The 22964-nt window shown below is 69.0% G+C and carries 21 protein-coding genes and 1 tRNA gene; 7 read left to right on the plus strand and 15 right to left on the minus strand.

Annotated elements, in window-relative coordinates; all coding sequences use genetic code 11:
• Positions 1-145: 145 nt before the first annotated feature.
• From ORI60_RS32895 to ORI60_RS32915, 5 genes are all read right to left on the minus strand, one after another.
• Positions 146-1372, minus strand: a complete 1227-nt coding sequence (locus tag ORI60_RS32895) for an MFS transporter (RefSeq protein WP_266041896.1) — start codon at positions 1370-1372, stop codon at positions 146-148.
• A 592-nt stretch (positions 1373-1964) separates the two neighbouring features.
• Positions 1965-2936, minus strand: a complete 972-nt coding sequence (gene rlmB / locus ORI60_RS32900; RefSeq protein ID WP_266041897.1) for a 23S rRNA (guanosine(2251)-2'-O)-methyltransferase RlmB — start codon at positions 2934-2936, stop codon at positions 1965-1967.
• A 5-nt stretch (positions 2937-2941) separates the two neighbouring features.
• On the minus strand, positions 2942-4351 hold the full coding sequence (gene cysS, locus ORI60_RS32905; RefSeq protein WP_266041898.1) for a cysteine--tRNA ligase: 1410 nt from the start codon (positions 4349-4351) through the stop codon (positions 2942-2944).
• Positions 4348-4971, minus strand: a complete 624-nt coding sequence (locus ORI60_RS32910) for an HAD family hydrolase (RefSeq protein WP_266041899.1) — start codon at positions 4969-4971, stop codon at positions 4348-4350. The genes cysS and ORI60_RS32910 overlap by 4 nt, the downstream gene beginning before the upstream one ends.
• 25 nt (positions 4972-4996) lie before the next feature.
• Positions 4997-5941, minus strand: coding sequence for a toll/interleukin-1 receptor domain-containing protein (locus ORI60_RS32915; protein WP_266041900.1), 945 nt, complete (start codon positions 5939-5941; stop codon positions 4997-4999).
• Positions 5942-5994: 53 nt separating this feature from the next.
• Here ORI60_RS32915 and ORI60_RS32920 point away from each other — a divergent pair, with 53 nt between their 5' ends.
• Positions 5995-6291: a DUF6191 domain-containing protein gene (locus ORI60_RS32920; protein ID WP_266041901.1), complete on the plus strand. Its 297-nt coding sequence runs from the start codon at positions 5995-5997 to the stop codon at positions 6289-6291.
• On the opposite strand, the gene ORI60_RS32925 is transcribed toward ORI60_RS32920, so the two are convergent.
• The 4 genes from ORI60_RS32925 to ORI60_RS32940 are packed head-to-tail and all read right to left on the minus strand — an operon-like array spanning position 6288 to position 8372.
• Complete coding sequence (locus ORI60_RS32925) at positions 6288-6680, minus strand: PPOX class F420-dependent oxidoreductase (protein ID WP_266041902.1); 393 nt, start codon at positions 6678-6680, stop codon at positions 6288-6290. The genes ORI60_RS32920 and ORI60_RS32925 overlap by 4 nt on opposite strands.
• A 5-nt stretch (positions 6681-6685) precedes the next feature.
• Positions 6686-7153, minus strand: coding sequence for a 2-C-methyl-D-erythritol 2,4-cyclodiphosphate synthase (gene ispF / locus ORI60_RS32930; RefSeq protein ID WP_266041903.1), 468 nt, complete (start codon positions 7151-7153; stop codon positions 6686-6688).
• Entirely contained in the window at positions 7150-7842 is a 693-nt protein-coding gene (gene ispD, locus ORI60_RS32935) for a 2-C-methyl-D-erythritol 4-phosphate cytidylyltransferase (protein ID WP_266041904.1), read from the minus strand. Before ispD ends, ispF begins: the two co-directional genes overlap by 4 nt.
• Positions 7843-7883: 41 nt before the next feature.
• On the minus strand, positions 7884-8372 hold the full coding sequence (locus ORI60_RS32940) for a CarD family transcriptional regulator (protein ID WP_012782996.1): 489 nt from the start codon (positions 8370-8372) through the stop codon (positions 7884-7886).
• A gap of 260 nt (positions 8373-8632) precedes the next feature.
• On the opposite strand from ORI60_RS32940, the gene ORI60_RS32945 reads away from it, so the two are divergent.
• Positions 8633-9397: a hypothetical protein gene (locus ORI60_RS32945; RefSeq protein WP_266041905.1), complete on the plus strand. Its 765-nt coding sequence runs from the start codon at positions 8633-8635 to the stop codon at positions 9395-9397.
• Between the two features lie 197 nt (positions 9398-9594).
• On the opposite strand, the gene ORI60_RS32950 is transcribed toward ORI60_RS32945, so the two are convergent.
• Complete coding sequence (locus tag ORI60_RS32950) at positions 9595-10029, minus strand: hypothetical protein (protein ID WP_266041906.1); 435 nt, start codon at positions 10027-10029, stop codon at positions 9595-9597.
• 220 nt (positions 10030-10249) lie between these two features.
• Here ORI60_RS32950 and radA point away from each other — a divergent pair, with 220 nt between their 5' ends.
• From radA to ORI60_RS32965, 3 genes are read left to right on the plus strand one after another with little or no spacing between them, the layout of a single operon-like run.
• Positions 10250-11650, plus strand: a complete 1401-nt coding sequence (gene radA, locus ORI60_RS32955) for a DNA repair protein RadA (protein WP_266041907.1) — start codon at positions 10250-10252, stop codon at positions 11648-11650.
• Positions 11643-12200, plus strand: a complete 558-nt coding sequence (locus ORI60_RS32960) for a hypothetical protein (RefSeq protein WP_266041908.1) — start codon at positions 11643-11645, stop codon at positions 12198-12200. Before radA ends, ORI60_RS32960 begins: the two co-directional genes overlap by 8 nt.
• Positions 12169-12702, plus strand: a complete 534-nt coding sequence (locus tag ORI60_RS32965; RefSeq protein WP_266041909.1) for a hypothetical protein — start codon at positions 12169-12171, stop codon at positions 12700-12702. The genes ORI60_RS32960 and ORI60_RS32965 overlap by 32 nt, the downstream gene beginning before the upstream one ends.
• A 30-nt stretch (positions 12703-12732) precedes the next feature.
• Here ORI60_RS32965 and otsB read toward each other — a convergent pair whose 3' ends face one another.
• The 3 genes from otsB to ORI60_RS32980 all read right to left on the minus strand — a co-directional run bounded on the left by otsB (position 12733) and on the right by ORI60_RS32980 (position 18240).
• On the minus strand, positions 12733-15264 hold the full coding sequence (gene otsB / locus ORI60_RS32970) for a trehalose-phosphatase (RefSeq protein ID WP_266041910.1): 2532 nt from the start codon (positions 15262-15264) through the stop codon (positions 12733-12735).
• A gap of 45 nt (positions 15265-15309) precedes the next feature.
• Positions 15310-16743, minus strand: a complete 1434-nt coding sequence (locus tag ORI60_RS32975) for an alpha,alpha-trehalose-phosphate synthase (UDP-forming) (protein WP_266042043.1) — start codon at positions 16741-16743, stop codon at positions 15310-15312.
• 69 nt (positions 16744-16812) lie between these two features.
• Entirely contained in the window at positions 16813-18240 is a 1428-nt protein-coding gene (locus ORI60_RS32980) for a threonine/serine ThrE exporter family protein (RefSeq protein WP_416234530.1), read from the minus strand.
• 175 nt (positions 18241-18415) lie between these two features.
• On the opposite strand from ORI60_RS32980, the gene ORI60_RS32985 reads away from it, so the two are divergent.
• Positions 18416-18491, plus strand: a tRNA-Thr gene (locus ORI60_RS32985).
• A gap of 364 nt (positions 18492-18855) precedes the next feature.
• Here the strand turns inward: ORI60_RS32985 and ORI60_RS32990 are convergent.
• Positions 18856-20460, minus strand: coding sequence for a hypothetical protein (locus ORI60_RS32990; RefSeq protein WP_266041912.1), 1605 nt, complete (start codon positions 20458-20460; stop codon positions 18856-18858).
• Between the two features lie 55 nt (positions 20461-20515).
• On the opposite strand from ORI60_RS32990, the gene mgrA reads away from it, so the two are divergent.
• A complete protein-coding gene (gene mgrA, locus ORI60_RS32995) occupies positions 20516-21544 on the plus strand; it encodes an L-glyceraldehyde 3-phosphate reductase (protein WP_266041913.1) in 1029 nt (342 codons plus the stop codon).
• Here the strand turns inward: mgrA and ORI60_RS33000 are convergent, their stop codons facing one another.
• On the minus strand, positions 21545-22960 hold the full coding sequence (locus ORI60_RS33000; protein ID WP_266042044.1) for a sensor histidine kinase: 1416 nt from the start codon (positions 22958-22960) through the stop codon (positions 21545-21547).
• Positions 22961-22964 lie beyond the last annotated feature (4 nt).

Consider the following 22964-nt stretch of genomic DNA (forward strand, 5'->3'; position numbering starts at 1 on the left):
CGCTGCCGCTCGTCGCAACGAGGAGGTGTCCTTCCATGTGCAACCGAGACTTCTGAACGCCACCTTCCTCTACCCGGATTCAATCTCGCACCCCGATCATCATGGTGCCTCTACGACGGATATCGCTATTGGTGACCGTTCTGTTTCAGATTGCCACCGCCTTCGTGTCGTCGCGACCCCGGGCACGCCTCAAGGCGAAGGTGGCCTGCGTCGCCAGCAGCAGTCCGATTCCGCCCGCTCCCGCGATCGTGGCCGTCACCGATCCGATGGAACTGGCGACGACACCGGCCAGCGCCATTCCTCCGCCCTGGCTCGAGCGCAACGCCGCTCGCCCAATGCCATAAGCCCTTCCGCGGTACTGGTCCGGTAGCAGCCGCATCCACGCCGAACGAGCGGGTGTGTGATAAGCCCCGCCTATACCGGCGAACACCAGCAAAACGATCGTCCAGGTCAGGTTCGGGTTGAAAGCGAACATGATCAACGGCGCCAGCGACAGGATCGCCAGCGGGCCGATGAGACGTTCTCGCTTCGCCGGATCCCGGACTAGGCGGAAGAGCAGCGCCACGCCCAGCACGTTCGCGGCGGGTTCGATGGCGAGGATCAGGCCGACGGCCCAGACCGCGTTCAGACTGGCCGCCAGGGGGACCGCGAGGCCTTCCGGGACCATCGCGAGGCCCGCCAGCAGACGGACGCCCAGCAGGGTCCTCAGGCGCGGCTCGGACACCATCAGCGTCAGCACGCCGCGCGGTTCGTCGTCGGGCTTCTTCTTGCGGCCCAGCGGGTCCGCGGCCGGGCGGTGCTTGACGGACGTCTGCACCAGGATCGCCAGAGCGGCGAACGTGGCGGCGTTGACCGCCAGCGCCACGCCCGGACTGGTGTGCGCGACGAGGAAGCCGGCGGCCGCGAGGCCTGCCATCTGGGCTATGTCGACGGACGTGCCGAACAACGCCACGCCGTCGTCGTAGCGCTTCGGCGGCAGCACGTGCGGGAGGCTCGCCTCCTGGGCCGCGAGGTACGGCGAGGAGATCGCCAGGACCACCACCAGCAGCACGATCATGGCCCACAGCGGCATGCCGGGAATGGCCATCGCGGCCATGAGCGCGGCCTGCAACCAGGCCGTCGTCACCATTACCGTGCGTCGCGGGAACCGGTCGGCGACCCAGCCGAGCAAGGGGCCGGAAATCAACGGCGGGAAGAGCGTCAGCGACCACGTGAGGGCTGTCGCGGCAACGGATCGTGTTCGTTCGAATACGAGCAGTGAGAGCGCGACGGCGGCGAGTTGGTCGCCGGCGGTCGAAACGGTCGAACCGATCCACATGGCGCGGAACTCGCGCAAACCCACGAGCTCGCGGAGGGTGCCGCGGGTCGTCATGCGCGACCTCGCGGAGCCGCTGCCCGCGCGCGGCGAATCGGCACGTCCCGATTCGTCCTACGCCGAGTCACGTCGCCCCCGCCGGTGGTAATCAATTCCTATCGACAATCACGGTAGAAGCTGCCTGACCGTTCAACGTCTGTCCTACCACAGTGTGTACCTAAACGGAGCAGGGCAGTTACCTAAAGTAGTTACAATAGCGAAACGTAGAGCTGATCTTCTTCACAGTTGACCTCAGGTTCGCCTGATTGGACCCCAAATGGTCACGTTGTGTGTCAGCTGGTGCCAAACGGTGCCCGCAGCTGCGCCAACCGGTGCAACCAGCACCGACTCCGGCGGGGCCGGACAGGCCAATTGCGATCCCAGGTGAAGGTACCCGTGCTCGGGAGTGGCGCGGAATAGGCCACGCGGTTTGTCATCCCGATCAGTGGTGAAGATCTGGCAAGTGTGGAGATCTCGTTTCCCCGCCTGCGTGACGAAACCGGTTTCGCAGGCGGGAAAACGATCACTAACGTCGGCAATGAACGCGCTTAGCGTCGCGAACCGGCCGATAACGTCAGACAACCGTCAGACAAGACCCGTCAGTAGGGTTTCAGCGCTTGGCCTCGACGCGGCGGCGGCGGGCCACTTCGGCCAGCACGACGCCGGCCGCGACGGACGCGTTGAGCGACTCGACGCCGGTGGCCATCGGGATCGACACGGTCTGGTCGCAGGTCTCCTTGACCAGGCGACCGAGGCCGCGGCCCTCCGAGCCCACCACGACGACGAGCGGGCCCGTCGCGAGGTCGAGACCGTCGACGTCGACGTCACCGTCCGCGTCGAGGCCCACGATCATCAGGCCCGCCTCCGCCCAGTCGCGCAGCGTCCGGGTGAGGTTCGTGGCCATCGCGATCGGGATCTGGGCGGCCGTGCCCGCGCTGGTGCGCCAGGCGACCGCCGTCATCGACGCGCTGCGGCGCTGCGGCACCACGACGCCCTGCGCGCCGAACGCCGCGGCGGACCGCACGACGGCACCCAGGTTGCGCGGGTCCGTCACGCCGTCGAGCGCCACCAGCAGGGGCGGCGCACTGGAGTGCTGGGCCAGCTCGAGCAGCTCGTCCGGGGTCGCGTACTCGAACGGCGGCACCTGCAGGCCGAGGCCCTGGTGCATCGCGCCGCCGGTGATCCGGTCGAGCTCGCCGCGGGCCACCTCCAGCACGGAGATGCCCCGATCGGCGGCCAGGCGCACGGCCTCGGCCACGCGGTCGTCCGCGTCGATGCCCAGAGCCACGTACAGCGCCGTCGCGGGCGTGCCCGCGCGCAGGCACTCCACGACCGGGTTGCGGCCCGCCACGGTCTCCGCGGTGGCCTTCTCCTTGGTCTGCCGGCGCTGGGTCTTGCTCGCGTCGATCTTCGCCGCCACCTTGGCCCGCTTGTAGGCGGGGTGGTTCGGGCGTTCGGTCGCCTTCGGGGTCGGACCCTTGCCCTGCAGCCCCTTGGACTTCTGTCCGCCGGAGCCGGTGACCGCGCCCTTCTTCGAGCCCGGATTGCGCATCGCGCCCTTGCGCTTGGAATTGCCAGCCACGGAAGTCAGTCGTCCTTCAAAGTCCACTGCGGACCGTCGGGGGTGTCCTCGACGGCGATGCCCGCGTCGTGCAGCTGGTCGCGCAGTGCGTCAGAGCGCGCGAAATCCCTGCTCTTGCGGGCTTCCTGGCGTTCGACGAGAAGTCGATCCACCAACGTGGTCAACGCCTGTCGCATGCCGAGGTCGGCAGGCGACGCGTCGTTCCACTTCGGCGACAACGGGTCGACGCCGAGGATGTCAGCCATCCGGCGCACGCACTCGGCGGCCGCACGGGCCGTCTCGTGGTCGCCGTCGGCAAGTGCCGTGTTGCCCTGGCGCACCTTGTTGTGCAGTGCCGCCACGGCCTGGGGCGTGTTGAGGTCGTTGTCCATCGCCACGACGAAGTCCGCGTCCATTGCCTCTCGGCAGATGTCGCCCCCGAGCTCGATCGGGCCGACGCGTTCGGCGGTGCGGCGCAGGAACGACTCGATGCGCCCGTAGGACGTCACCGCCTCCTGCAACGCCTCTTCCGAGTACTCGATGTGCGACCGGTAGTGCGGCGCGACCAGGTAGTACCGCAGCTCCTGGGCGCGGACCAGCTCCAGCATCGCCGGGATCGACACGGTGTTGCCCAGCGACTTGGCCATCTTCTCGCCGGACATGGTGACCCAGTAGTTGTGCATCCAGTAGTTCGCGAAGCCGTCACCGGCCGCGCGCGACTGGGCCTGCTCGTTCTCGTGGTGCGGGAAGATCAGGTCGAGCCCGCCGCCGTGGATGTCGAACGTGCTGCCGAGGTACGTCGTGGCCATCGCCGAGCACTCCAGGTGCCAGCCGGGCCTGCCGTCGCCCCACGGGGTGGGCCAGGACGGCTCGCCGGGCTTGGCGGCCTTCCACAGCGTGAAGTCGCGCGCGTCGCGCTTGCCGCGCAGCTCGGTCTCGCCCTGCTGCTGGTCGTCGAGCTTGCGGCCGGACAACGCGCCGTACTCGGGGAACGAGCGCACGTCGAAGTAGACGTCGCCGTCGACGTCGTACGCGTGGCCCTTGTCGATCAGCCGCTGCATCAGCTCGACCATCTGCGTGACGTGCCCGGTGGCGCGCGGCGCGTACGACGGCGGCAGGCAGCCCAGCGCGTCGTAGGCGTCCTCGAAGGCGCGCTCGTGCGTGTACGCCCACTCCCACCAGGGCCGGTCGTGCTCGGCGGCCTTGGTGAGGATCTTGTCGTCGATGTCGGTGACGTTGCGGACCAGCGTGACGTCAGCGCCGTCGCGGGCGAGCCAGCGGCGCAGGACGTCGAAGTTCAGGCCGCTGCGGACGTGCCCGATGTGCGGCACGCCCTGCACGGTCGCCCCACACACGTAGATCGACGCCGTTCCGTTGACCTGCGGGTGGAACTCCCGCATGGACCGGCTCGCGGTGTCGTAGATGTGGAGGCTCACACGGGAATGGTACGGGCCACATCCAAAAGAGCATTGGGGCGGTCACTCGTCGGAACCGGGTTGACGAGCCGGAAGGAGCAACCGATCGACTCCGCTCCGCCGTCGGCCTCCTCGCTGTCGCCGACCATCACGGCGTGGCGGGGATCGACGCCCAGCCGTTCGCACGCGGTGGTGAAGATCTTCGGGTCCGGCTTGACGACGCCTTCTTCGTAGGACAGCACGAACTCGTCGACGAGGTGCGTGAGGCCGTGGAGCTCGAAGACGCTGCGGATGTCCCAGCCGATGTTGCTGACCACCGCGACGGGGACGTCCGCCAGGTGCTCCAGCGTCGCCCTGGTGTCCGGGTAGGGCACCCACGACTCCGGGGCCAGCAGCTGGTCGTAGAACGCCTCGGCGTCCGCGACCAGCGAGTCCTCCAGGACCCTGACGTGGACCCAGCGGTGGACGTCGGGGTCGAGGTCGCGGCGGTGCCAGGCGTCCACGAGCTCCGGGTCCATGCCGTCGGCGATGCCGACCGGGGCCGTGAGGGCACGCAACAGGGCACCGTTGGACTCGAGCTCGGGGTGCTCGAGCCGGAACAGCGTGCCGGAGAAGTCGAAGAGCGCGGCGCGGATCGTCACGCCCCCGACTCTACGTGCCGAACGGCTAGGTGGTCTGGACCTTTTGGAGCTCGGCCTCCACCGGCGACATGTCGTAGGACAGGGTGAGCTCCAGGTCGCCCGCGCCGCGCTCGCTGGCGGCCGTGAAGTCCTCGACGAACTGCTCGATCTGCTTGAGCGGCTGGTCGGCGAGCTGCGCGGCGGTGGCGTAGAGGGTGGTGAAGCGGTCCGGCGTCGTGGCGCCGCGCAGGTCGGCCGACCAGTCGAGCAGGTTCTCGTACTGCTCGACGAAGCGGTTCGCGAGCAGGCGGATCTTGTCCTTGTCGCCCGGACGGCCGGCGGGACCGAACGCCCACTGCTGCCTGCCCGGCGAGAGCAGGTCCGCGATGCCGTTGATGATCTGGTCGAACGTGCGCGAACGTGCCATGAAGTAGTCCAGCGCGTCGGTGTCCGTGGTGATCGTCCGCCCGGCCGCGGCGAAGCCCATCTCGTGGCTGATCCGCTTGTCCTGGAGGTTGCGCATGTGCAGCCCCACGGTGTCGGAGAACAGCTGGTACTCCCAGCCCGCCGACGGCGGGGCGACGGCGGTCCCGACCTTCTGCGCGATCATCCCGGCCAGCTCGCGCGGGGTGAGACGGCGCAGGTCGAGGTAACCGGTGCCGACGCGCAGCGCCGGGAGGTCGGTGTCGTCGAACCGGACGGGCAGCACGTACTCGGAGTCGGAGATCAGCGCGCGGTCGAACGCGGACTGCCGCTCGTGCTTGGTCCACATCTTGCTGGCGTAGTGCTGCGAAACGAACATCACGCAGAAGCGCGAGTCGTGGCGGTAGATCTGGTCCAGGTGCTCGATGAGGTTCTTGCCCCAGAGATCGGCTTGCTCGTCGGTGTCGTAGAAGCGGGTCACGCCCAGTTCGGTGAGGTGGCGGGCCACCTCGTCGACGTAGGGGCGGTCTTCGCCGGCGAAGGAGAGGCACACGTCGTACTTGGGCACGAGGCGCATGGTAGTGGCGGGAACCACACCGCTGTGCGGGGAGTTCAACAGGTATGAGCCTGGGGTTCCTGTTCGCGATGTCGTTACCCGCTCTGGTGGCGGCGCTGTTCCTGCTCGCCGTGGTCGAGCGGTTCGTGCGGAACAAGAAGAAGGGCACGCCGATGGCCACCGCGGGCATCGGCGAACTCGGCGCCACGTTCGAGGCGGGCAAGCGCGACGAACTGGAGTACCGCAAGGAGGAACGGCAGCTGCGCGACGACGAGGGCGATCACGCGCCGCCGCGAAGCCGGGTGGACCTCGACGGCGGCACGGCCGTGCTGAAGGTGCCCGCGCAGCGGCGGCCCAGTTAGGCGTTGCCGGTGGTCTTGGTGACCTTCACGCGGACGATGACTCGGACGTTGTCCGTGCCGACGTCGCCGGGGTAGTCCTTGCCGAGGTACTTGTGCGAGAGCTCGTTGATGAGCTCGGCGCCGCCCTCGGTCGTCAGCGACGCCTCACCGCGGAACTCGCTGTACTGGTACGGGTTGTCCTTGTTGATGACGGTGATGCTCACCCGCGGGTCGTTGCGCAGGTGGCGTTCCTTCGCGCGGCCGACGACCGTGGAGAACAGCACGTCGTCACCGTCGCGCTTGATCCAGACGACGGAGGTCTGCGGGCTGCCGTCCTTGCTCAGCGTGGCGACAGTCGCGTAGTTCGGGCTGTCGAGGAGTTCGCGCTGCGTTTCTGAAAGCGTGGCCATGTTCGTCAGGCTACGGGGAACAGCAGGGCTGTCGCGATCGCTGCGATGCCCTCGTTTCGCCCTGTGAGACCCAGGCCGTCCGTCGTGGTGCCGGCCACCGAAACCGGGCCGCCGACCGCGTCGGAAAGCGTTTGCTGGGCCTCTTCACGGCGCTTGCCGACGCGCGGCTGGTTGCCGATCACCTGCACTGTGGCGTTTCCCACACGGAAGCCGGCCTCTTCGACGAGGCGGCGCACCTCCGTCAGCAGGACCACGCCGTGCGCGCCCGACCAGCGCGGGTCCGACGTGCCGAAGACGGCGCCCAGGTCGCCCAGGCCCGCCGCGGAGAGCAGCGCGTCGCACAGGGCGTGGGAGGCCACGTCGCCGTCGCTGTGGCCCGCACAGCCGTCGACGCCCTCCCACAGCAGTCCGGCGATCCAGCACTCACGACCTGCTTCGATCGGGTGAACGTCGACGCCCTGGCCGATCCTCACTCGTGGCCTCCGCTGAACAGTGCTTCCGCGACCGCGAGGTCGAACGGGGTGGTGATCTTCATGGCGTGGGGGTGCCCGGGAACCGTGTGGACCGCGACACCGTTCTGCTCTACGAGGGCAGCGTCGTCAGTCGCGGCGATACCGGCGCAATAGGCGGTCCTGAGAGTCTCGGCGCGGAAACCCTGCGGGGTCTGCACGACCCGCAACCCGGCTCGATCAGGTGTGGAGACGACCACTCCGACCTCGTCCACCTGCTTGATCGTGTCGGCGACCGGAAGCACCGGGATGACGGCGTCGCACCCGCCGCGCACGGCGGCGACGACACCGGCGATGACCTCGGGAGGGGTGAAGGCACGAGCAGCGTCGTGGACCAGCACGATCGAGGTGTCCGGAATCACGCGGAGCGCGTGTTCGAGGGCGAGCCGCACCGAGTCGGTGCGTTCGGCACCCCCTGAAAGCACGTGCACCGCCCCGCCGGCCGGGGCCAGCGAGGCGGTTGCGGTGTGCACTTGATCCACATCGGACGGTGGAGCGGCGATGACCACGTGCTGGACCTGGCCCGACTCGAACAGACCCTGAACGGCACGCGTCAACAGCGGTACACCGTTGACCGGCACGAGCGCCTTGGGCATCCCGTAGCCCAGACGCTCACCTCGCCCTGCCGCGGGCACGAGCGCGACAACACTCATGTTCGCGACTTACATCCGATGCTCTTGTGATGTGGTGAAAACTACGAGGCGGTGGCGAGAACTTCGTCGAGGAGAACCTCGGCCTTGTCCTCGTCGGTGCCCTCGGCCAGCGCCAGCTCGCTGACCAGTATCTGCCGCGCCTTCGCCAGCATCCGCTTCTCGCCGGCGGAAAGCCCGCGATCCTTCTCGCGCCGCCAGAGGTCGCGCACCACTTCCGCAACCTTGTTCACGTCGCCGGAGGCGAGCTTCTCAAGGTTGGCCTTGTACCGCCGAGACCAGTTGGTCGGCTCCTCGGTGTGGGGAGCACGCAAGACCTCGAAAACCTTGTCGAGCCCTTCCTGGCCGACAACGTCACGCACGCCTACGATTTCGGCGTTGTCAGCGGGAACCCGAACGGTGAGGTCGCCCTGCGCTACCTTGAGAACGAGGTACTTCTTCTCCTCGCCCTTGATCACGCGGGTCTCGATTGCTTCGATGAGAGCGGCACCGTGGTGCGGGTAGACGACGGTCTCTCCGACCTTGAAAACCATGTGTCCTCTGCCCCTTTCGATGCCTCCATCCTAACACGTCCAGCAACCCTCCGATTGCTGCTCGAAGATCCGTTAGTGCTGGTCAGGGCCATGCGGGGGGTTGACAAACCACCTGTTCGCGTGCAAGGTACGTCCCATCGAAGATCGACTGGCAGCCCGTCGCGTCCTCGATTCGAGCCCCGGTTAGGCTCCTTGCCTGGTGGTTGTTCCCTAGGAAGGACGCTGGAGCCGTGAACTCAGGAGTGTCTCGCCGGTTTATCGTGACGGCAGCGCTGGCCGCTGGCCTCGGCCTGGTGGCGGTCGGCTGCAGCGCCGGTCAGGTCACCCAGACCGACACCCAGGTCGCCGCCGTCGACGGTGCGAGTGGCAATGCCGGCCCGATCGCGGTGCGCAACGCCATGCTCGCCTTCCCGGCGGACGGCAACCGGTACAAGGACGGCGAGGACGCGCCGCTGACCTTCGTCATCGCGAACTCGGGGGCCACCCCGGACAAGCTGCTGTCGATCAAGTCGGAGGCCTCCGAGGCCGAGGCCGAGATCGTCGGCTCGAAGGACATCCCGGCGCAGTACGCGCTGCGCGCGGAGTACGACGCCTCGAAGGCGCCGACGAAGACCTCCGCGCCTTCGTCCTCCGCCGCCTCGTCGTCGGTCGTGCCGACCTCGGGTGTCCCGTCGTCGTCCGGCTCGGTGACGCCGTCGTCCGGTGCCCCGTCGTCCGGTGCGCCGTCGACCAGCGGCTCGGTGTCGCCGTCCTCGGGTGCTCCCTCTTCGGGTGCGCCGTCGTCGGCCGCGTCCTCGACCGGCCGTCCGTCGAACTCCTCCGCGGCGCCGACGGCAGTCGACCCGAGCCTTGAGGTGCTGCAGATCCGCTGCACGCTCAAGAAGCTGAACCGCGAGGTCGTGGCCGCGCAGACGGTCAAGATCACGTTCCTGTTCGAGAAGGCCGGCTCGCTGACGCTCGAGGTGCCCGTGGCGCCTTCGGACCACAAGCGCACCAGCGAGAACCACGAGTCCGGCGGCCACTGAATCTTTGGCCGCGCCTCCGGCGCGGCGGCGAGTTCGCCGGGAAGCTGGCCATCCGCCCGCCGCTTCGCCCTGATTGGGCTTCGCCGAATCACGACGAAGAGGCGAACGGATGACCAGCGCGAACTCGCGACACCGTGAGCAAGTGACAACGTGAAAACGCCGCTCCCCTGGGTTGGGGAGCGGCGTTTCACGTTCGTTCAGGACGCCTGGAGCATCGGGCGGAACTTGTCGCGGTAGGCCCACGCCAGGCCGATCTCGGCGGCGACCACGAGCAGCGCCATCACCATGCCGCTGGGCTCCAGGAAGACGTGGAACAGGAAGATGTTCACGACCATCGGGGCCAGCAGCGCCAGCGCCAGCGGCACGAACCTGCCGACGACCAGCAGGACGCCGGCGAGCAACTGGACGCCGGACGCGAGCTGCAACATGTAGCCGGTCGCGTAAAGCGCGGCGCTGAAGGCAACACCTTCGGGTGCCATCGTGCTGGGGTCCGGGGCGGGCATGAACATGATGAAGCCGTTGAGGCCGGTCGTGGCGAAGAGCAGGCCGGTCAGCACGCGGGTGACGACGGTGGCGTAGCGGCCGAAGGCGAACTTGCGGGTCTGCGTCGCGGAAGCGGTTGCGGTGCTCACTGTGTCCTCCAGGTGTGTCGTGTCCTTCCACTGATGCGTCGAACGGGCACGACGCCGGATCGACAAACCCGCCGAAAAAACTTGGAAGTTTCCGCAACACGCGCCTGACCTGCGGTGCCGCGTGTCCGCGAGTTCGCGCCAGCTCCCCGGCGAACTCGCGCGCCGTCTGCGAAGCAGCGGCCAACAAGCACTGTCGGTGCTGTGCTCTAACGTTCGGTTCGTGGCGAAGACAGCGCGGCCGATCTTCCGTTGTGCCGAGTGCGGGCACGAGGTGGCGAAGTGGTTCGGCCGCTGCCCCGAGTGCCAGGCGTGGGGCAGCATTGAGGAACGGGGCACCGCGTCCGTGACGCGGGTGGTGGCGGGCGCGCCGACGTCGGCGGCCCGGCCCATCGGCGAGGTCGACATCGAGTCGGCTCGGGCGCTCTCGACGGGCGTCAGCGAGTTCGACCGGGTGCTGGGAGGTGGCCTGGTGCCGGGTGCCGTCGTGCTGCTCGCCGGTGAGCCCGGTGTGGGCAAGTCGACGTTGTTGCTGGAGACGGCGCACCGGTGGGCCGAGAGCCACGGGCGTTGTCTTTACGTGACGGGTGAGGAGTCGGCGGGGCAGGTGCGGCTGCGCGCCGAGCGCACCGGCAACCTGCACCCCGAGATGTACCTGGCGGCCGAGAGCGAGCTCAGCGCGTTGCTCGGGCAGGTCGACCAGGTGAAGCCGTCGATGTTGATCGTCGACTCCATCCAGACCATGTCGACGGTGAGCGTCGAGGGTGTGCCCGGCGGTGTCACGCAGGTGCGCACCGTCGCATCAGGACTGATCGCGATGGCCAAGGAACGCGGCCTTCCCGTTGTCCTGGTAGGACACGTCACGAAGGACGGATCGGTTGCGGGGCCACGGGTTCTGGAGCACCTGGTCGACGTGGTGCTGCAGTTCGAGGGGGATCGTCACTCCAGTCTGCGGCTGCTGCGAGGTATCAAGAACCGCTACGGCGCGGCCGACGAGGTGGGGTGCTTCGAGCTGCGCGACGACGGCATCGCGTGCGTGCCGGACCCGTCGGGGCTCTTCCTCACGCGGCGCGAGAAGGCCGTCGAGGGCACCTGCGTCACGGTGATCGTCGAGGGCAAGCGTCCGATGCTCGGCGAGGTGCAGGCGTTGGTGGCCAAGACGAACCTGCCCGCGCCCCGGCGCGCGGTGAGCGGGCTCGACTCGGCGCGGATCTCCATGGCGCTCGCCGTGCTGGAGAAGCGCGGCAAGGTGAACCTGTTCCAGAAGGACGTCTTCACCGCGACCGTGGGCGGCATGCGGCTGGTCGAACCGGCCGCGGACCTCGCCGTGGTGCTGGCGGTGGCGTCGGCGGAACGCGAGATCGCACTGCCGGCCGACCTGGTGGTGCTCGGCGAGGTGGGGCTGGCCGGCGAGATCCGGCGCGTGAACGGCGTCGGCAAGCGGCTCAGCGAGGCCGCGCGGCTCGGGTTCAAGAAGGCACTGGTGCCGCCGGACCACGGGCCGCTGCCGGACGGTGTGCGGGCGCTGGTGGCGCACGACCTGGTGTCGGCGCTGGAGGTGCTGGGGCTCAACAGGAGGCGCAGCGGCAAGGACGAGTCCGGCGGCAAGAGCGAAGATGACTGATCTCCTGCGCCGAGCTCTGGCGCTCGTGCCCGACGACGCCCGCGGCGAGTCCGGCGCATCGGCAGCGGACGTGCGGGCGCACCTGGACCGCGACGAGTGGGAGTTCGCACTCGACCTGCTCGGCGAGTTCGGCGGCATCGATTGGCAGCCCTGGCAGTACTGGGCGCTGCTGGTGAGAGCGGCGGAGCAGCTGCACCTGCCCTCCCACTGGTTCCGCTGGCGGGAGTACGAGACGTACCAGCGCGTGGTGCTGCGTGCGGTCCTGCGAACCGCACCGGGTGAAGACCTGATCACCCACGACAACGTGTTGTGGCTGCATTGGGACCTGGGGACCAGCTCCGGCCAGTCATCCAGGGTGTGGGTCGAGCCGAAGCTGGAACCCGAGTGCGGGGACAACGCCATGGTCCGGTTGTTGCCCACCTGGCCGCAGGCCTGGCACCACCTCACACCGGGCGACATGATCACCCTCCACGAGGGACAGCCGGTGACCGGTACCGCGACTGTGATCGAATACGCGGGTGTGGGGGAGACACGACAGCGAGATCGGTGAGTTGCTGCGGTTCGCGGCGGCCATGGTGCCCCCGGAGGTGCGGAGCGCCGACCTGCTCGACTACCTGGAGCTCGAAGAGTGGGAGCTGGTCCTCCAGCTGCTGGGGGAGTTCGACGGCCACACCTGGCAGACACCGCGCTACTGGGCCCTCCTGGCCGAGGGAGCGGCCCAGATGGAGCAGGACGACGCCTGGTTCCAGTGGCGGTGCGTGGAGTCCATCCAAGGCGTGCTGCGGGTCGAGCTGACCCTGGCCGTCGACGCGGAACCGTTGCGGGCCAGGGGAGAACGCCCGACGTGGGACGTCACGGGCAAGCACCAGCGGGTGGCCGCGCTGTGGATCGAGTCCAAGCCCGTGCTGGGTCCTGGTGAACGCGCCACGGCACGGCTGAGGCCGTTCGTGCCGCCGGCGTGGGCGCATCTCATCCGCGGCGACAGGATCACGCTGCTCGGCAGCTCGCCGGGCACCGCGAAGATCATCGAAAAAGTGCCGCCGCGGCCCTGAACCAGGACCGCGGCGGCAGAAACGACTAGCTCACTGCGAGAGCAGCTGGGCGCAGCGGATCAGGCCCAGGTGCGAGTACGCCTGCGGGTGGTTGCCCAGCGAACGCTCGGCGACCGGGTCGTACTCCTCGGGCAGCAGGCCGGTGGGGCCCGCGGCCGCGACGATCTGGCCGAAGAGCTCCTCGGCCTCGGTGCGGCGACCGGTCAGCAGGTAGGCCTCGATCATCCACGCGGCGCAGAGGTGGAAGCCGCCCTCGTCGCCCGGCAGGCCGTCGTCGCGGTGGTAGCGGTACACGGTGGAACCGGACCGCAGCTCCGCCTCGATGGCCGTCACCGTCGACTGGAAGCGCTCGTCGGCCGGGTCGATCAGACCCGACAGACCCACGAACAGCGAGGCGGCGTCCAGGTCGTCGCCGTCGTAGGCCGTGGTGAACGACTGGACCTCGTCGTTCCAGCCGTTCTTCAGCACGTCGTTGGAGATAGTGTCGCGCAGCGGCACCCAGGACGGGTCCAGCTCGCGGCCGAACTGCTCACCGAGCTTGATCGCGCGGTCGATGGTCAGCCAGCACATGACCTTCGAGTACACGTGGTGGCGCGGCGCGTGCCGCTCCTCCCAGATGCCGTGGTCGGGCTCGTGCCAGCGCCGGGAGACGGCCTCGGCCATCGCCTGGACCATCGTCCAGTCGGCGTCCGAAAGCGCGCCGCGGGCCGATGCCAGCTGCACCACCAGGTCGACGACCGGGCCGAACACGTCGAGCTGCACCTGCTGGTTCGCGAGGTTGCCCACGCGGACCGGCCGGGAGCCGGCGTAGCCGGGCAGCGACTCGATGACGGCCTCAGCGCCCAGCTGGGTGCCTTGCAGCGTGTACAGCGGGTGCAGCCGCTCCGGGCCCGGAATGGTCTCCAGGACGCCGTGCAGCCACGCCAGGAAGCCGTCGGCCTCCGCGTAGGAGCCCACCGACACCAGCGCGGCGGCGGTCATCGCGCCGTCGCGCAGCCAGCAGTAGCGGTAGTCCCAGTTGCGGACGCCGCCGAGCTCCTCGGGCAGCGACGTGGTGGCCGCCGCCATGATCGAGCCGGAGTCCTTGTGCACCAGGCCGCGCAGCGTCAGTGCCGAACGCAGCACCAGGTCCGTCTGCACGGTCGGGAGTTTCAACCCCGCCGCCCAGTCAGACCAGTAGCCCGCGGCGCGGTCACGACGCACGGACTCGGGCTGGACGTGCTCGGAGAGGTCGTCGGTGCCGCACCGCAGCTCCAGCAGCACCGGCGCGCCCTCACGCGGCCGGACGACGGCGCGCGCGGTCTCCTGCATGCCGTCCGAGGTGATCTCCCAGTCGACACCGGGGGAACGCAGCACCATCGGGTCCGACGTGCCGACGACGCGCAGGCCGTCGCGCTCGCGCAGCAGCCGCACCGGCACCTGCCCGAACTCGGGCCGCGGCGCGAACGTGATCACCGCGTTGGTGGAGCCGCTGATCCGCCGGACGAGGTCCGTGCGGTGCGAGGCCAGGTCGTGCTCCAGGTAGTCCGACACCAGGAGGCGCGACCAGCGGGTCTCGACGATCATCGTGCCCGGCAGGTAGCGCTGGCCCAGGGGCAGCGACCCGTGCTCCGGCTTGATCGAGAAGTGGCCGGCGGCGGGGCCGCCGAGCAGGTCCGCGAAGATCGCCGCGGAGTCCGGCTCGGGGTGGCACAGCCAGTTGACCTTGGCGTCCGGCGTCACGAGAGCCACGGACCGCTCGTTCGCGAGCATGGTCAGGCGCTCGATCGGCACGGCCTGGTCGCCGTGCAGCCACGCGCGGCGCTCCTCCAGCAGGAACGCCAGCACCGTCGCCACGTCGGCGGGGTCGGCCACGTAGTGCTGGGCCAGCGACTCACCGGGACCCACGCGGATGCCGAGGTCCGGGCCGTGCAGGCGTTCGAACGCCTTCTCGTCCGTGACGTCGTCGCCCAGGAAGATCGCCGCGGTGGCGCCGACCTGGTGCCGCAGGATGTCGAGGGCGTGGCCCTTGTTGGTCTCGACGACGGCGAGCTCGATGACGGCCTTGCCCTCGGTGACCTGCACACCCTCCCAGGTGCACGGGCCGGAGCGCACGGCGTCGAGCACCGCGGCGCCGATGGCCTCGCTCGCCGCGCGGCGGACGTGCACGGCGATCGAGGCGGGCTTCACCTCGAGCTGCACGCCCTCCTGACCGTCGACGATCTCTTCGAGGTCGGCCTCGATGCGCCGCAGCAACGCCTTGGCGTCCGCGTCCAGGGCGTGGACGAAGCCGACGTCGAACTCGGAGCCGTGCGAGCCCACCAGGTGGACCTCGCCCGGCAGGCGGGAAAGGGTGGCCAGGTCGCGCAGCGCGCGACCGGAGATCACGGCCGATGTCGTCTCGTGCAACGACGCGAGTGAACGCAGCGCGTTCACCGACTCCGGAAGCGGGCGTGCCTGCTCCGGGTCGCTCACGATCGGCGCGAGTGTTCCGTCGTAGTCGCTTGCGACCAGCAGTCGCGGGGTCCTGGCCAGCTGCACGATGGCACGGCGCAGTTCGGCGGGGAGGGCCTCGGCGGTCAACGCCCCTCCTGGAGCACTCGATGGGTCAGTGGGATCTGAAAGGATTCAGACCGAGGTCTGCGTGCCCAACGCCTCCAGGAACGACCTTGCCCAACGGTCAACGTCGTGGGTGAGGACCTGACGGCGCAGCGCGCGCATCCTACGGCGGCCTTCTGCGGGATCGATGTCGAGGGCGGCCTGCAGTGCGTTCTTGACACCGTCCAGGTCATGGGGGTTCACCAGGAACGCACTGGTCAGTTCTGCGGCAGCGCCGGCGAACTCGCTGAGCACCAGAGCTCCACCAAGATCATATCGGCAGGCCACGTACTCCTTGCACACGAGGTTCATTCCGTCCCGAACGGGCGTGACGACCATGACGTCCGCCGCGCTCATGAACGCGACGAGCTCCTCGCGGTTCACCGACTGGTGCAGGTAGTGCACGACGGGCTTGCCGACGCGGCCGAACTCGCCGTTGATCCGGCCGACGGACTGCTCGATGTCCTGGCGCATCGTCTTGTAGTGGTCGACCCGCTCGCGGCTGGGTGTCGCGAGCTGGATCATCGCGACGTCCTCGGGGTCCACGCGTCCGTCCGCGATCAGCTCGTACAGAGCGCGGATCCTGACGTCGATGCCCTTCGTGTAGTCGAGACGGTCCACGCCCAGCAGGATGCGCTTCGGGTTGCCCAGATCCTCTCGAATCTGCCTCGCGCGGGCCTGCGTGTCCTTGCGCCGGGCCACCGCGTCGAGGCCCGCGCTGTCGATCGAGATGGGGAACGCGCCGACGCGCACGGTGCGGTCGCCGACCTGCACGACACCGGGCCGGGTCCGGACGCCCACGGTGCCGCGGCTGGGCTCCAGGCCGACGAGCCGGCGGGCCAGCCAGAGGAAGTTCTGCGCGCCGCCGGGCCGGTGGAAGCCCACCAGGTCGGCGCCGAGCAGGCCGCGGATGATCTCCGTGCGCCACGGGAGCTGCATGAACAGCTCGACCGGCGGGAACGGGATGTGCAGGAAGAAGCCGATCTTGAGGTCGGGCCGCTGCTCGCGCAGCATCGCCGGGACGAGCTGCAGCTGGTAGTCCTGCACCCACACCGTCGCGCCCTGGGCGGCGACCTTCGCGGTCGCGTCGGCGAACCGCTGGTTGACCTTCACGTAGGTGTTCCACCAGTGGCGGTGGAAGGCGGGCTGCGCCACGACGTCGTGGTAGAGCGGCCAGAGCGTGCCGTTGGAGAAGCCCTCGTAGTAGTCCTCGACCTCCTTGGCCGAGAGCTCGACGGGGTGCAGCAGCAGGCCGTCGTCCTCGAACGGCGGCACCTCGGTGTCGGCGACGCCGGGCCAGCCGACCCAGGCGCCGCTGTGTGAGCGGAGGAACGGTTCGAGCGCGCTCACGAGCCCGCCCGGGCTGTGTTTCCACCGCTCCGTGCCGTCGGGCAAGCGCTCCAGGTCAACCGGCAACCGGTTGGCCACGACTACGAATTCCGCCCCGTTCTCGCCAATGTCCATGCTCACGAAAAAGAGGCTAGTGCGGACGCGTGCTCTCGGCGTGTCGTGTAACCCCCGTCACAGCGAGTTTCACTCCAAACGACGCTTGGTGGGTTTGAGCGGCCCGGACATGCGCGGACCAGCGAACTTGCGCTCCAGACGCCCCAGTCCGGTGCGCACCGGCTGGGCCAGGTACTCGCCGAACACGACACCTCCGGCCAGAGCGAGAGCAATACCACTCGCGAAGACGAGCGTGCTCAGACCGGCCGGATCGCCCTCGGCGGTGAGCTGGAACAGGCCTCGGTACGTCGTCCAGCCGGGCAGCAGCGGGACGACGCCGGCCTGGACGACGACGAGCGTCGGGATGCGCAACCGGCGGGTCATCGTGGCACCGCCGAACCCGGTGATCGCGGCGGCCACGGCGGAGCTGAGCAGGGCGTCCAGCCCGAGGCTCGTCATGAGGCCGTAGGAGGCCGTGCCGATCGCGCCGGAGATGGCGGCGGCTACGAGAGCCCGGGGCTGCGCGTAACAGGCGAGCGCGAAGAACGCACTCGTCGCCGCGCCGGCCGCGAACTGCATCGGCACCGCGGAGATCAGGGCGGGCAACGGGTCGCTGAGCCGGATGTCCAGTCCGAAGTGGACGGCCGCGCGGATCGCCAGCGCGACCCCCGCGATCAGGCCCGCGCTCAGCAGCACGGTCTCGACCGTGCGGCCCGCGGCGGTGACGTTGTAGCCGGAGATCGCGTCCTGCACGGTGCTCACCAGCGCGAGCCCGGACAGCAGCACGACGATCCCGACTGCCACCAGCAGACTCGGCCGCACCGGCAGCAACCCGGTCGAGTAGATCGCCAGCGCGGCACCCGTGCCGAGCGCGCCGCCGACGAGCTGCTGGAAGAAGAACGGCAGGTTGCGGCGGTTGAGGATCCGGCCGACCCGGTCGACCACGGCCGTGATGACCGCGGCGGTGAGCGCGAGCACCAGCCCGCCGCCCACGAGGAACGCGACCGCGGCCGCCATGCCGCCCCACGCGGCGGTGGCGACCCAGCGCGGGTACGGGTGCTTGGCGTTCGTGATGTCCTCGAGCCGGGCGTGCGCCTCTTCGATCGGCCCGAGGTTGCGCACGAGGTGCTCGACGTCGGCGAGCCGCGTGTAGTCGAGACCGCGCTGCCGGACGACGCGGATGGAGGTGATCGGCAACGCCTCCGTGCCGCGATGGCACGACACGCTGATAGAGGTGTAGATCACGTCTACTTCGGTGTGCGGGAGTCCATAGCTCTCGGTGACCGAGAGGATCGTGGCTGTCACATCGGCCGCACCGGCTCCACTGGCCATTTGGACCTCGCCGATCTTGAGGGCGAGATCGAGTACCAGGTGAACCGTGGTGTCGTCGGGCAGGGCGGGGCCGTGCAGGCTGTTCGTGGAAATCTCGGGCACCTCCGTGGTGTGATCGTGACAGGGCCTTCGACCGTTGCTGTGTCGTCTGCCACCTCCGATCGGGCGACCCGAAAAGGAGGACATGATCACTGTCTGTTGGTTACCCTCCTGACCTGGTCAAGGCGGTCACCGGGGCGCGTTGATCCACTCGGTTGGTTGGTCTGACTCCTGTCGGAGCAATCCGATCACACTGAGAGCAGACCGTTCGCCGCAGGTGGCACCCGCAACGGGCGCTTACGATGTTCGCGAACACGGACCGGCCGGCGTAGCTCAATTGGCAGAGCACTCGCCTTGTAAGCGAAAGGTTAGGGGTTCGATTCCCCTCGCCGGCTCCATTTCGGCTCCTCGACCAGCCATGACGGCTGGTCGGGGAGCCTTCTTGCTTCCTGGGACATGCGGCAGGGGTTTCCAGCACTATCCGCGCTTATGCCTGTGCGCTGCGTAGTCGTTTGATGCGGTTCAGTTCTGAGGATTGCGGATGTCTTTCTTCGTCCTGTCCTTTCACCTGCGTCAAGCGCACCGGTGACGTGACGGCTCAGTGCCTCAACACCTGGACCGACATCAACACCGGCCGTTGCCTCGCGGTCAGCGCGGCGAGCAACTGCTAACGGTGCGTCGGCATTCCAGCAACGCGTGAATCCGGAATCCGGGCAACTGAAATGACGGCGGGCCGCGGTCAGCCGACCGCGGCCTTGTTCGTCAGCTTTTGCGAACGAGTCCGGTGAAGCCCGCGACGCTGAGAGTGGCGAACGACCACCCCAGCACCTGCACGACCCAGCCTGCTCCGGTCGCCCACTGTCCGGCTGGTCCGTTCGCCAGTTCGCATCTCGGTGTGCCACCCAGCTTCACCAGGGGGATCGCCAGATCCGCCGCAAGACTGATCCTGTTCACAGGTGAACAGGAGTCCGCGGGGCGGTCCTTGGCCGGTGCCAGGCCGTTGTGGGCACCCGTTGTCCACACGAGACAAAGCGCAAGCAGGAACGTGGCGAGCAGACCGGCCACCGCCCGCGACGGCTTGTAGCCGTAGCCGAGCGTGACGCCGAGGAACCGGTGCCACAGCCTGTTGCCGGGGTCGCCGCGGCGGCGGAGGTCCTCCTGCTGTGCGATCAGGACTCGTCGCGCGGTGTGCTCGTGTCCGGCGGTGCGGTGGACGGCGGCGAGTTGCTGGTAGGACTGGGCTTCGTAGCGGAACGTGTGCTCGCGCAGCATCGTGAGCCACGCGTCCGCGTCCTCCGGGGCGTCCGGATAGGACAGTCCGTTCAGGGTTACCGAGGCGTCGGCGTCGACCAGGGTCGCGGGTTCGAGACCGAGCGCCCTGCCCGCCTTCGTGCTGAAGAGGTCGAGCTCCAGGCCGTCGCCGCGGTTGCGGAGCTTGTCCGGGCGGAGCGTGAGCTCGCTGCCGATGTCGCAGTTGCTGATCTCCAGGGCCGCCGCGGCGGTGTCCGCGTCGATCTCGGCCTCGCTGATCGTCAGGCTCGCCCCGACCGTCGTCATGTGCAGCGACACGGCCCTGCCGCCGCGGTTGCGCACGAGCCCCGAGAGCACCAGTCCCGCGCCGATCTTCGTGTCGACCATGCGGATCGTGGCCCCGGCCTGCCGTGAGACGGCGTTGATCCCGCTGAGCTTCACCTCGGAACGGATCCGCGCACCATCGGTGCACAGCGTGCCGCGCAGCACGGCGCCGCCGAGGTGCAGCCCGCCGATGTCGGCTTCGAGGAGCAGGAACGCGTCGTCGTCGCCGCGGAGGATCGCGTTCTTGGCGAAGACCACGCCGCCGACCCTGGCGCCGTTCGCGATGATCGCGGGTCCGTCGAGGCCGGTGACGGTCGCCTCGTCGAGGGCCAGGTCGCCGCCGATGTCGATGTCCTCCAGGAACAACGGGCACCCGCCGCGCCACCCCGGCCACGCGTGCAGGCCGCTCGCCATGAAGGAACCGCCGACCTTCAGGCCGTACGCGCTGAACGAGCCGATGCTGGTGCGGTTCAACGAGAGGGTGCCGTCGATCTGGGCGTGGTCGAGGTCGAACGCGTCGGAGCACCGCGCGTCGGTCATCTCGAAGCTCCTGGTGCGCAGGCCTTCCGCCCGGACGCCCCACGCGGTCGTACTGCTGAGGTCGACCGTCGCGAGCTGCGCGTGCCGCATGGTCAGCTCTTCCGGGAGGTGGCAGCCGACCAGGGTCAGCGGCCCGGCCATCGTCAGGAAGTCCAGGTCGAGCGTGCCGTCGATCCACGTCCGGTGGATCGTGAGGCCGGTGGGCGAGTCCCGTGCTTCGAGCACCATCGCGCGGACGTCCTCTGCCCGCATGAAGATGTGTCTCTCGTCCTGCTCTGTCTCATCAGGACGTGACATTGTGGGACCCATGTCCTACCTCGCGGATAGCGCGCGCTACGACCAGATGACCTACCGGCGGACGGGACGCAGCGGCCTCAAGCTGCCCGCCATCTCGCTCGGTCTTTGGCACAACTTCGGCGGTGACCGGCCCTACGAGCTGGGCCGCGGAATCGCGCGGAGGGCGTTCGACCTCGGTGTCACGCACTTCGACCTCGCCAACAACTACGGTCCGCCCTACGGCTCGGCGGAGATCACCTTCGGGCAGATCCTGAAGGATGATCTCAGGCCGTACCGCGACGAGCTGGTCATTTCGACGAAGGCCGGCTACGACATGTGGGCCGGGCCGTACGGGGAGTGGGGCAGCCGCAAGTACCTGCTCAGCTCGCTCGACCAGTCGCTGACCCGGATGGGCCTCGACTACGTCGACATCTTCTACTCCCACCGGTTCGACCCGGAGACGCCGCTCGAGGAGACCATGGGCGCGCTCGTGTCCGCGGTCGGGCAGGGCAAGGCGCTCTACGCGGGCATCTCGTCGTACTCGCCCGCGAAGACCCGCGAGGCCGCCGAGCTGCTCCGGTCCGCCGGTGTGCCGCTGCTGATCCACCAGCCGTCGTACTCGATGCTCAACCGCTGGATCGAGCCGGAGCTGCTGGACACGCTGGAGGAGGTCGGCGCGGGCTGCATCGCGTTCTCGCCGCTCGCGCAGGGCATGCTGACCGACCGCTACCTCAACGGCGTTCCCGAGGGCTCGCGCGCCTCGCAGGGCAAGTCGCTGTCGACGGACCTGCTCACCGACGAGAACCTCGCCCGCATCCGGTCGCTCAACGAGATCGCGAAGTCCCGTGGCCAGTCGCTCGCGCAGCTCGCGCTGACCTGGACGATCCGCGACCCGCGCGTCACGTCGGCGCTGATCGGCGCGTCCTCGGTCGAGCAGCTGGAGCAGAACCTCGCGGCCCTGCAGGCGCCGCCGCTGACCGACGACGAGCTCGCCGAGATCGACAAGCACGCCGTCGAGTCGGGCATCGACCTGTGGGCCCCGTCGTCCCAGGCGGAGTAGCTAGGCCGGGTGCCGGGGGAGGCGGATCGTGAAGACCGTCGACCCCGGCCGGCTGGCCAGCTCGATCGTGCCGCCGTGCGCCTCCACCAGCGACTGGACCACGGCGAGCCCCAGTCCGCTGCCGCCGCGCTGGCGGGTCCGCGAGTCGTCCACGCGGTAGAACCTGTCGAAGATCCGCGCCTGGTCCGCCGCCGGGATGCCGGGGCCGCTGTCGCTCACCCTGATCACCGCCCAGCCGTTCTCGGCCGTCACCTTCACCGCCACCGAGGTGCCCGCGGGCGTGTGCACGGCCGCGTTGGTCAGCAGGTTGTCGAGCACCTGCCGCAACCGCGTCGGGTCCGCGGTCATCGTCACCGTGTCGGCGTCGACGTCCAGCACGTGCGACGGCCTGCCCGCTCGGAACGCGTCCGCCGCCGCTTCCGCGATCACCGAGAGGTCCAGCTCCTCCGGGCGCAGCGGTGGCTCGGTCGCCGCGGAGTCCAGGCGTGCCAGCAGCAGCAGGTCGTCGAGCAGCACGCTCATGCGTGCCGCCTCCGACCGCAGCTTCTCCAGGTGCTTCTCGCGTTCGCCCGGCTCGTTGGCCGCCGCGTACTTGAACAGGTCCGCATACCCGCGCAACGAGGTGAGAGGCGTCCTCAGCTCGTGCGAGGCGTCTGCGATGAACCGGCGCAGGCGTTGCTCTGCGGCCGTGCGCGCGGCCAGCGAGGTGTCGATGTGCGCGAGCATCTTGTTGAACGCCTCGCGCAGCTCCTCGACCTCGACGCCGCCGCCCCGTCCGTCCACGCGCACGGCGAGGTCACCCGAGTCGGTCAGGTCGTGCGACGAGATGTCGTGCGCGGTGTCGGCCATGTCCGACAGCGGCTGCATGCCCTTGCGGATCAGCGCCTGGCCGCCCACCACCAAGGCGATCAGGGCGGCCAGGAACGCGATCACGCCGACCGTGACGAGCTGCGAGATCGTGCCGTCCCTGTCCTGCATCGGGGCCGCGCTGACCACGATCCACTCGTCCTTGACGACCTGGCAGGCGCGCAGCCGGAACTTGCCCTCGCCGCGCAGGTACTCGGTCTGGAACTCGTCGGTCGTCAGCGCTCTCCGCGCGAGCGCGTCGAACTCCTCGCGGTCCGCCGGCTGCTGGTCGCCGGGCTGCGGCCGGAGCTCGCCGTTCTCGATCTTGTAGACGACGGCGAACCAGTCCGGCGGGATCTTGGTGATCTTGCCGTAGTACTCGACCTCCTTGGCCGCGCCCTGCTGGCTGATCACCATCTGGTCGTCGAGGCGGCGGTCCAGGAAGGACTGCATCGACGCGACCATGACCCAGCCGACGATCACGAACACCGTCAGCGCGAGCGCGCCGAGGCCCAGGGCGAGGCGGGTGCCGAGCCGCCATTCGCGGACGGGCTTGGGCCGGAACCGCATCGCC

This window comes from Lentzea sp. NEAU-D7, from assembly GCF_026242055.1.
Classification (GTDB): domain Bacteria; phylum Actinomycetota; class Actinomycetes; order Mycobacteriales; family Pseudonocardiaceae; genus Lentzea.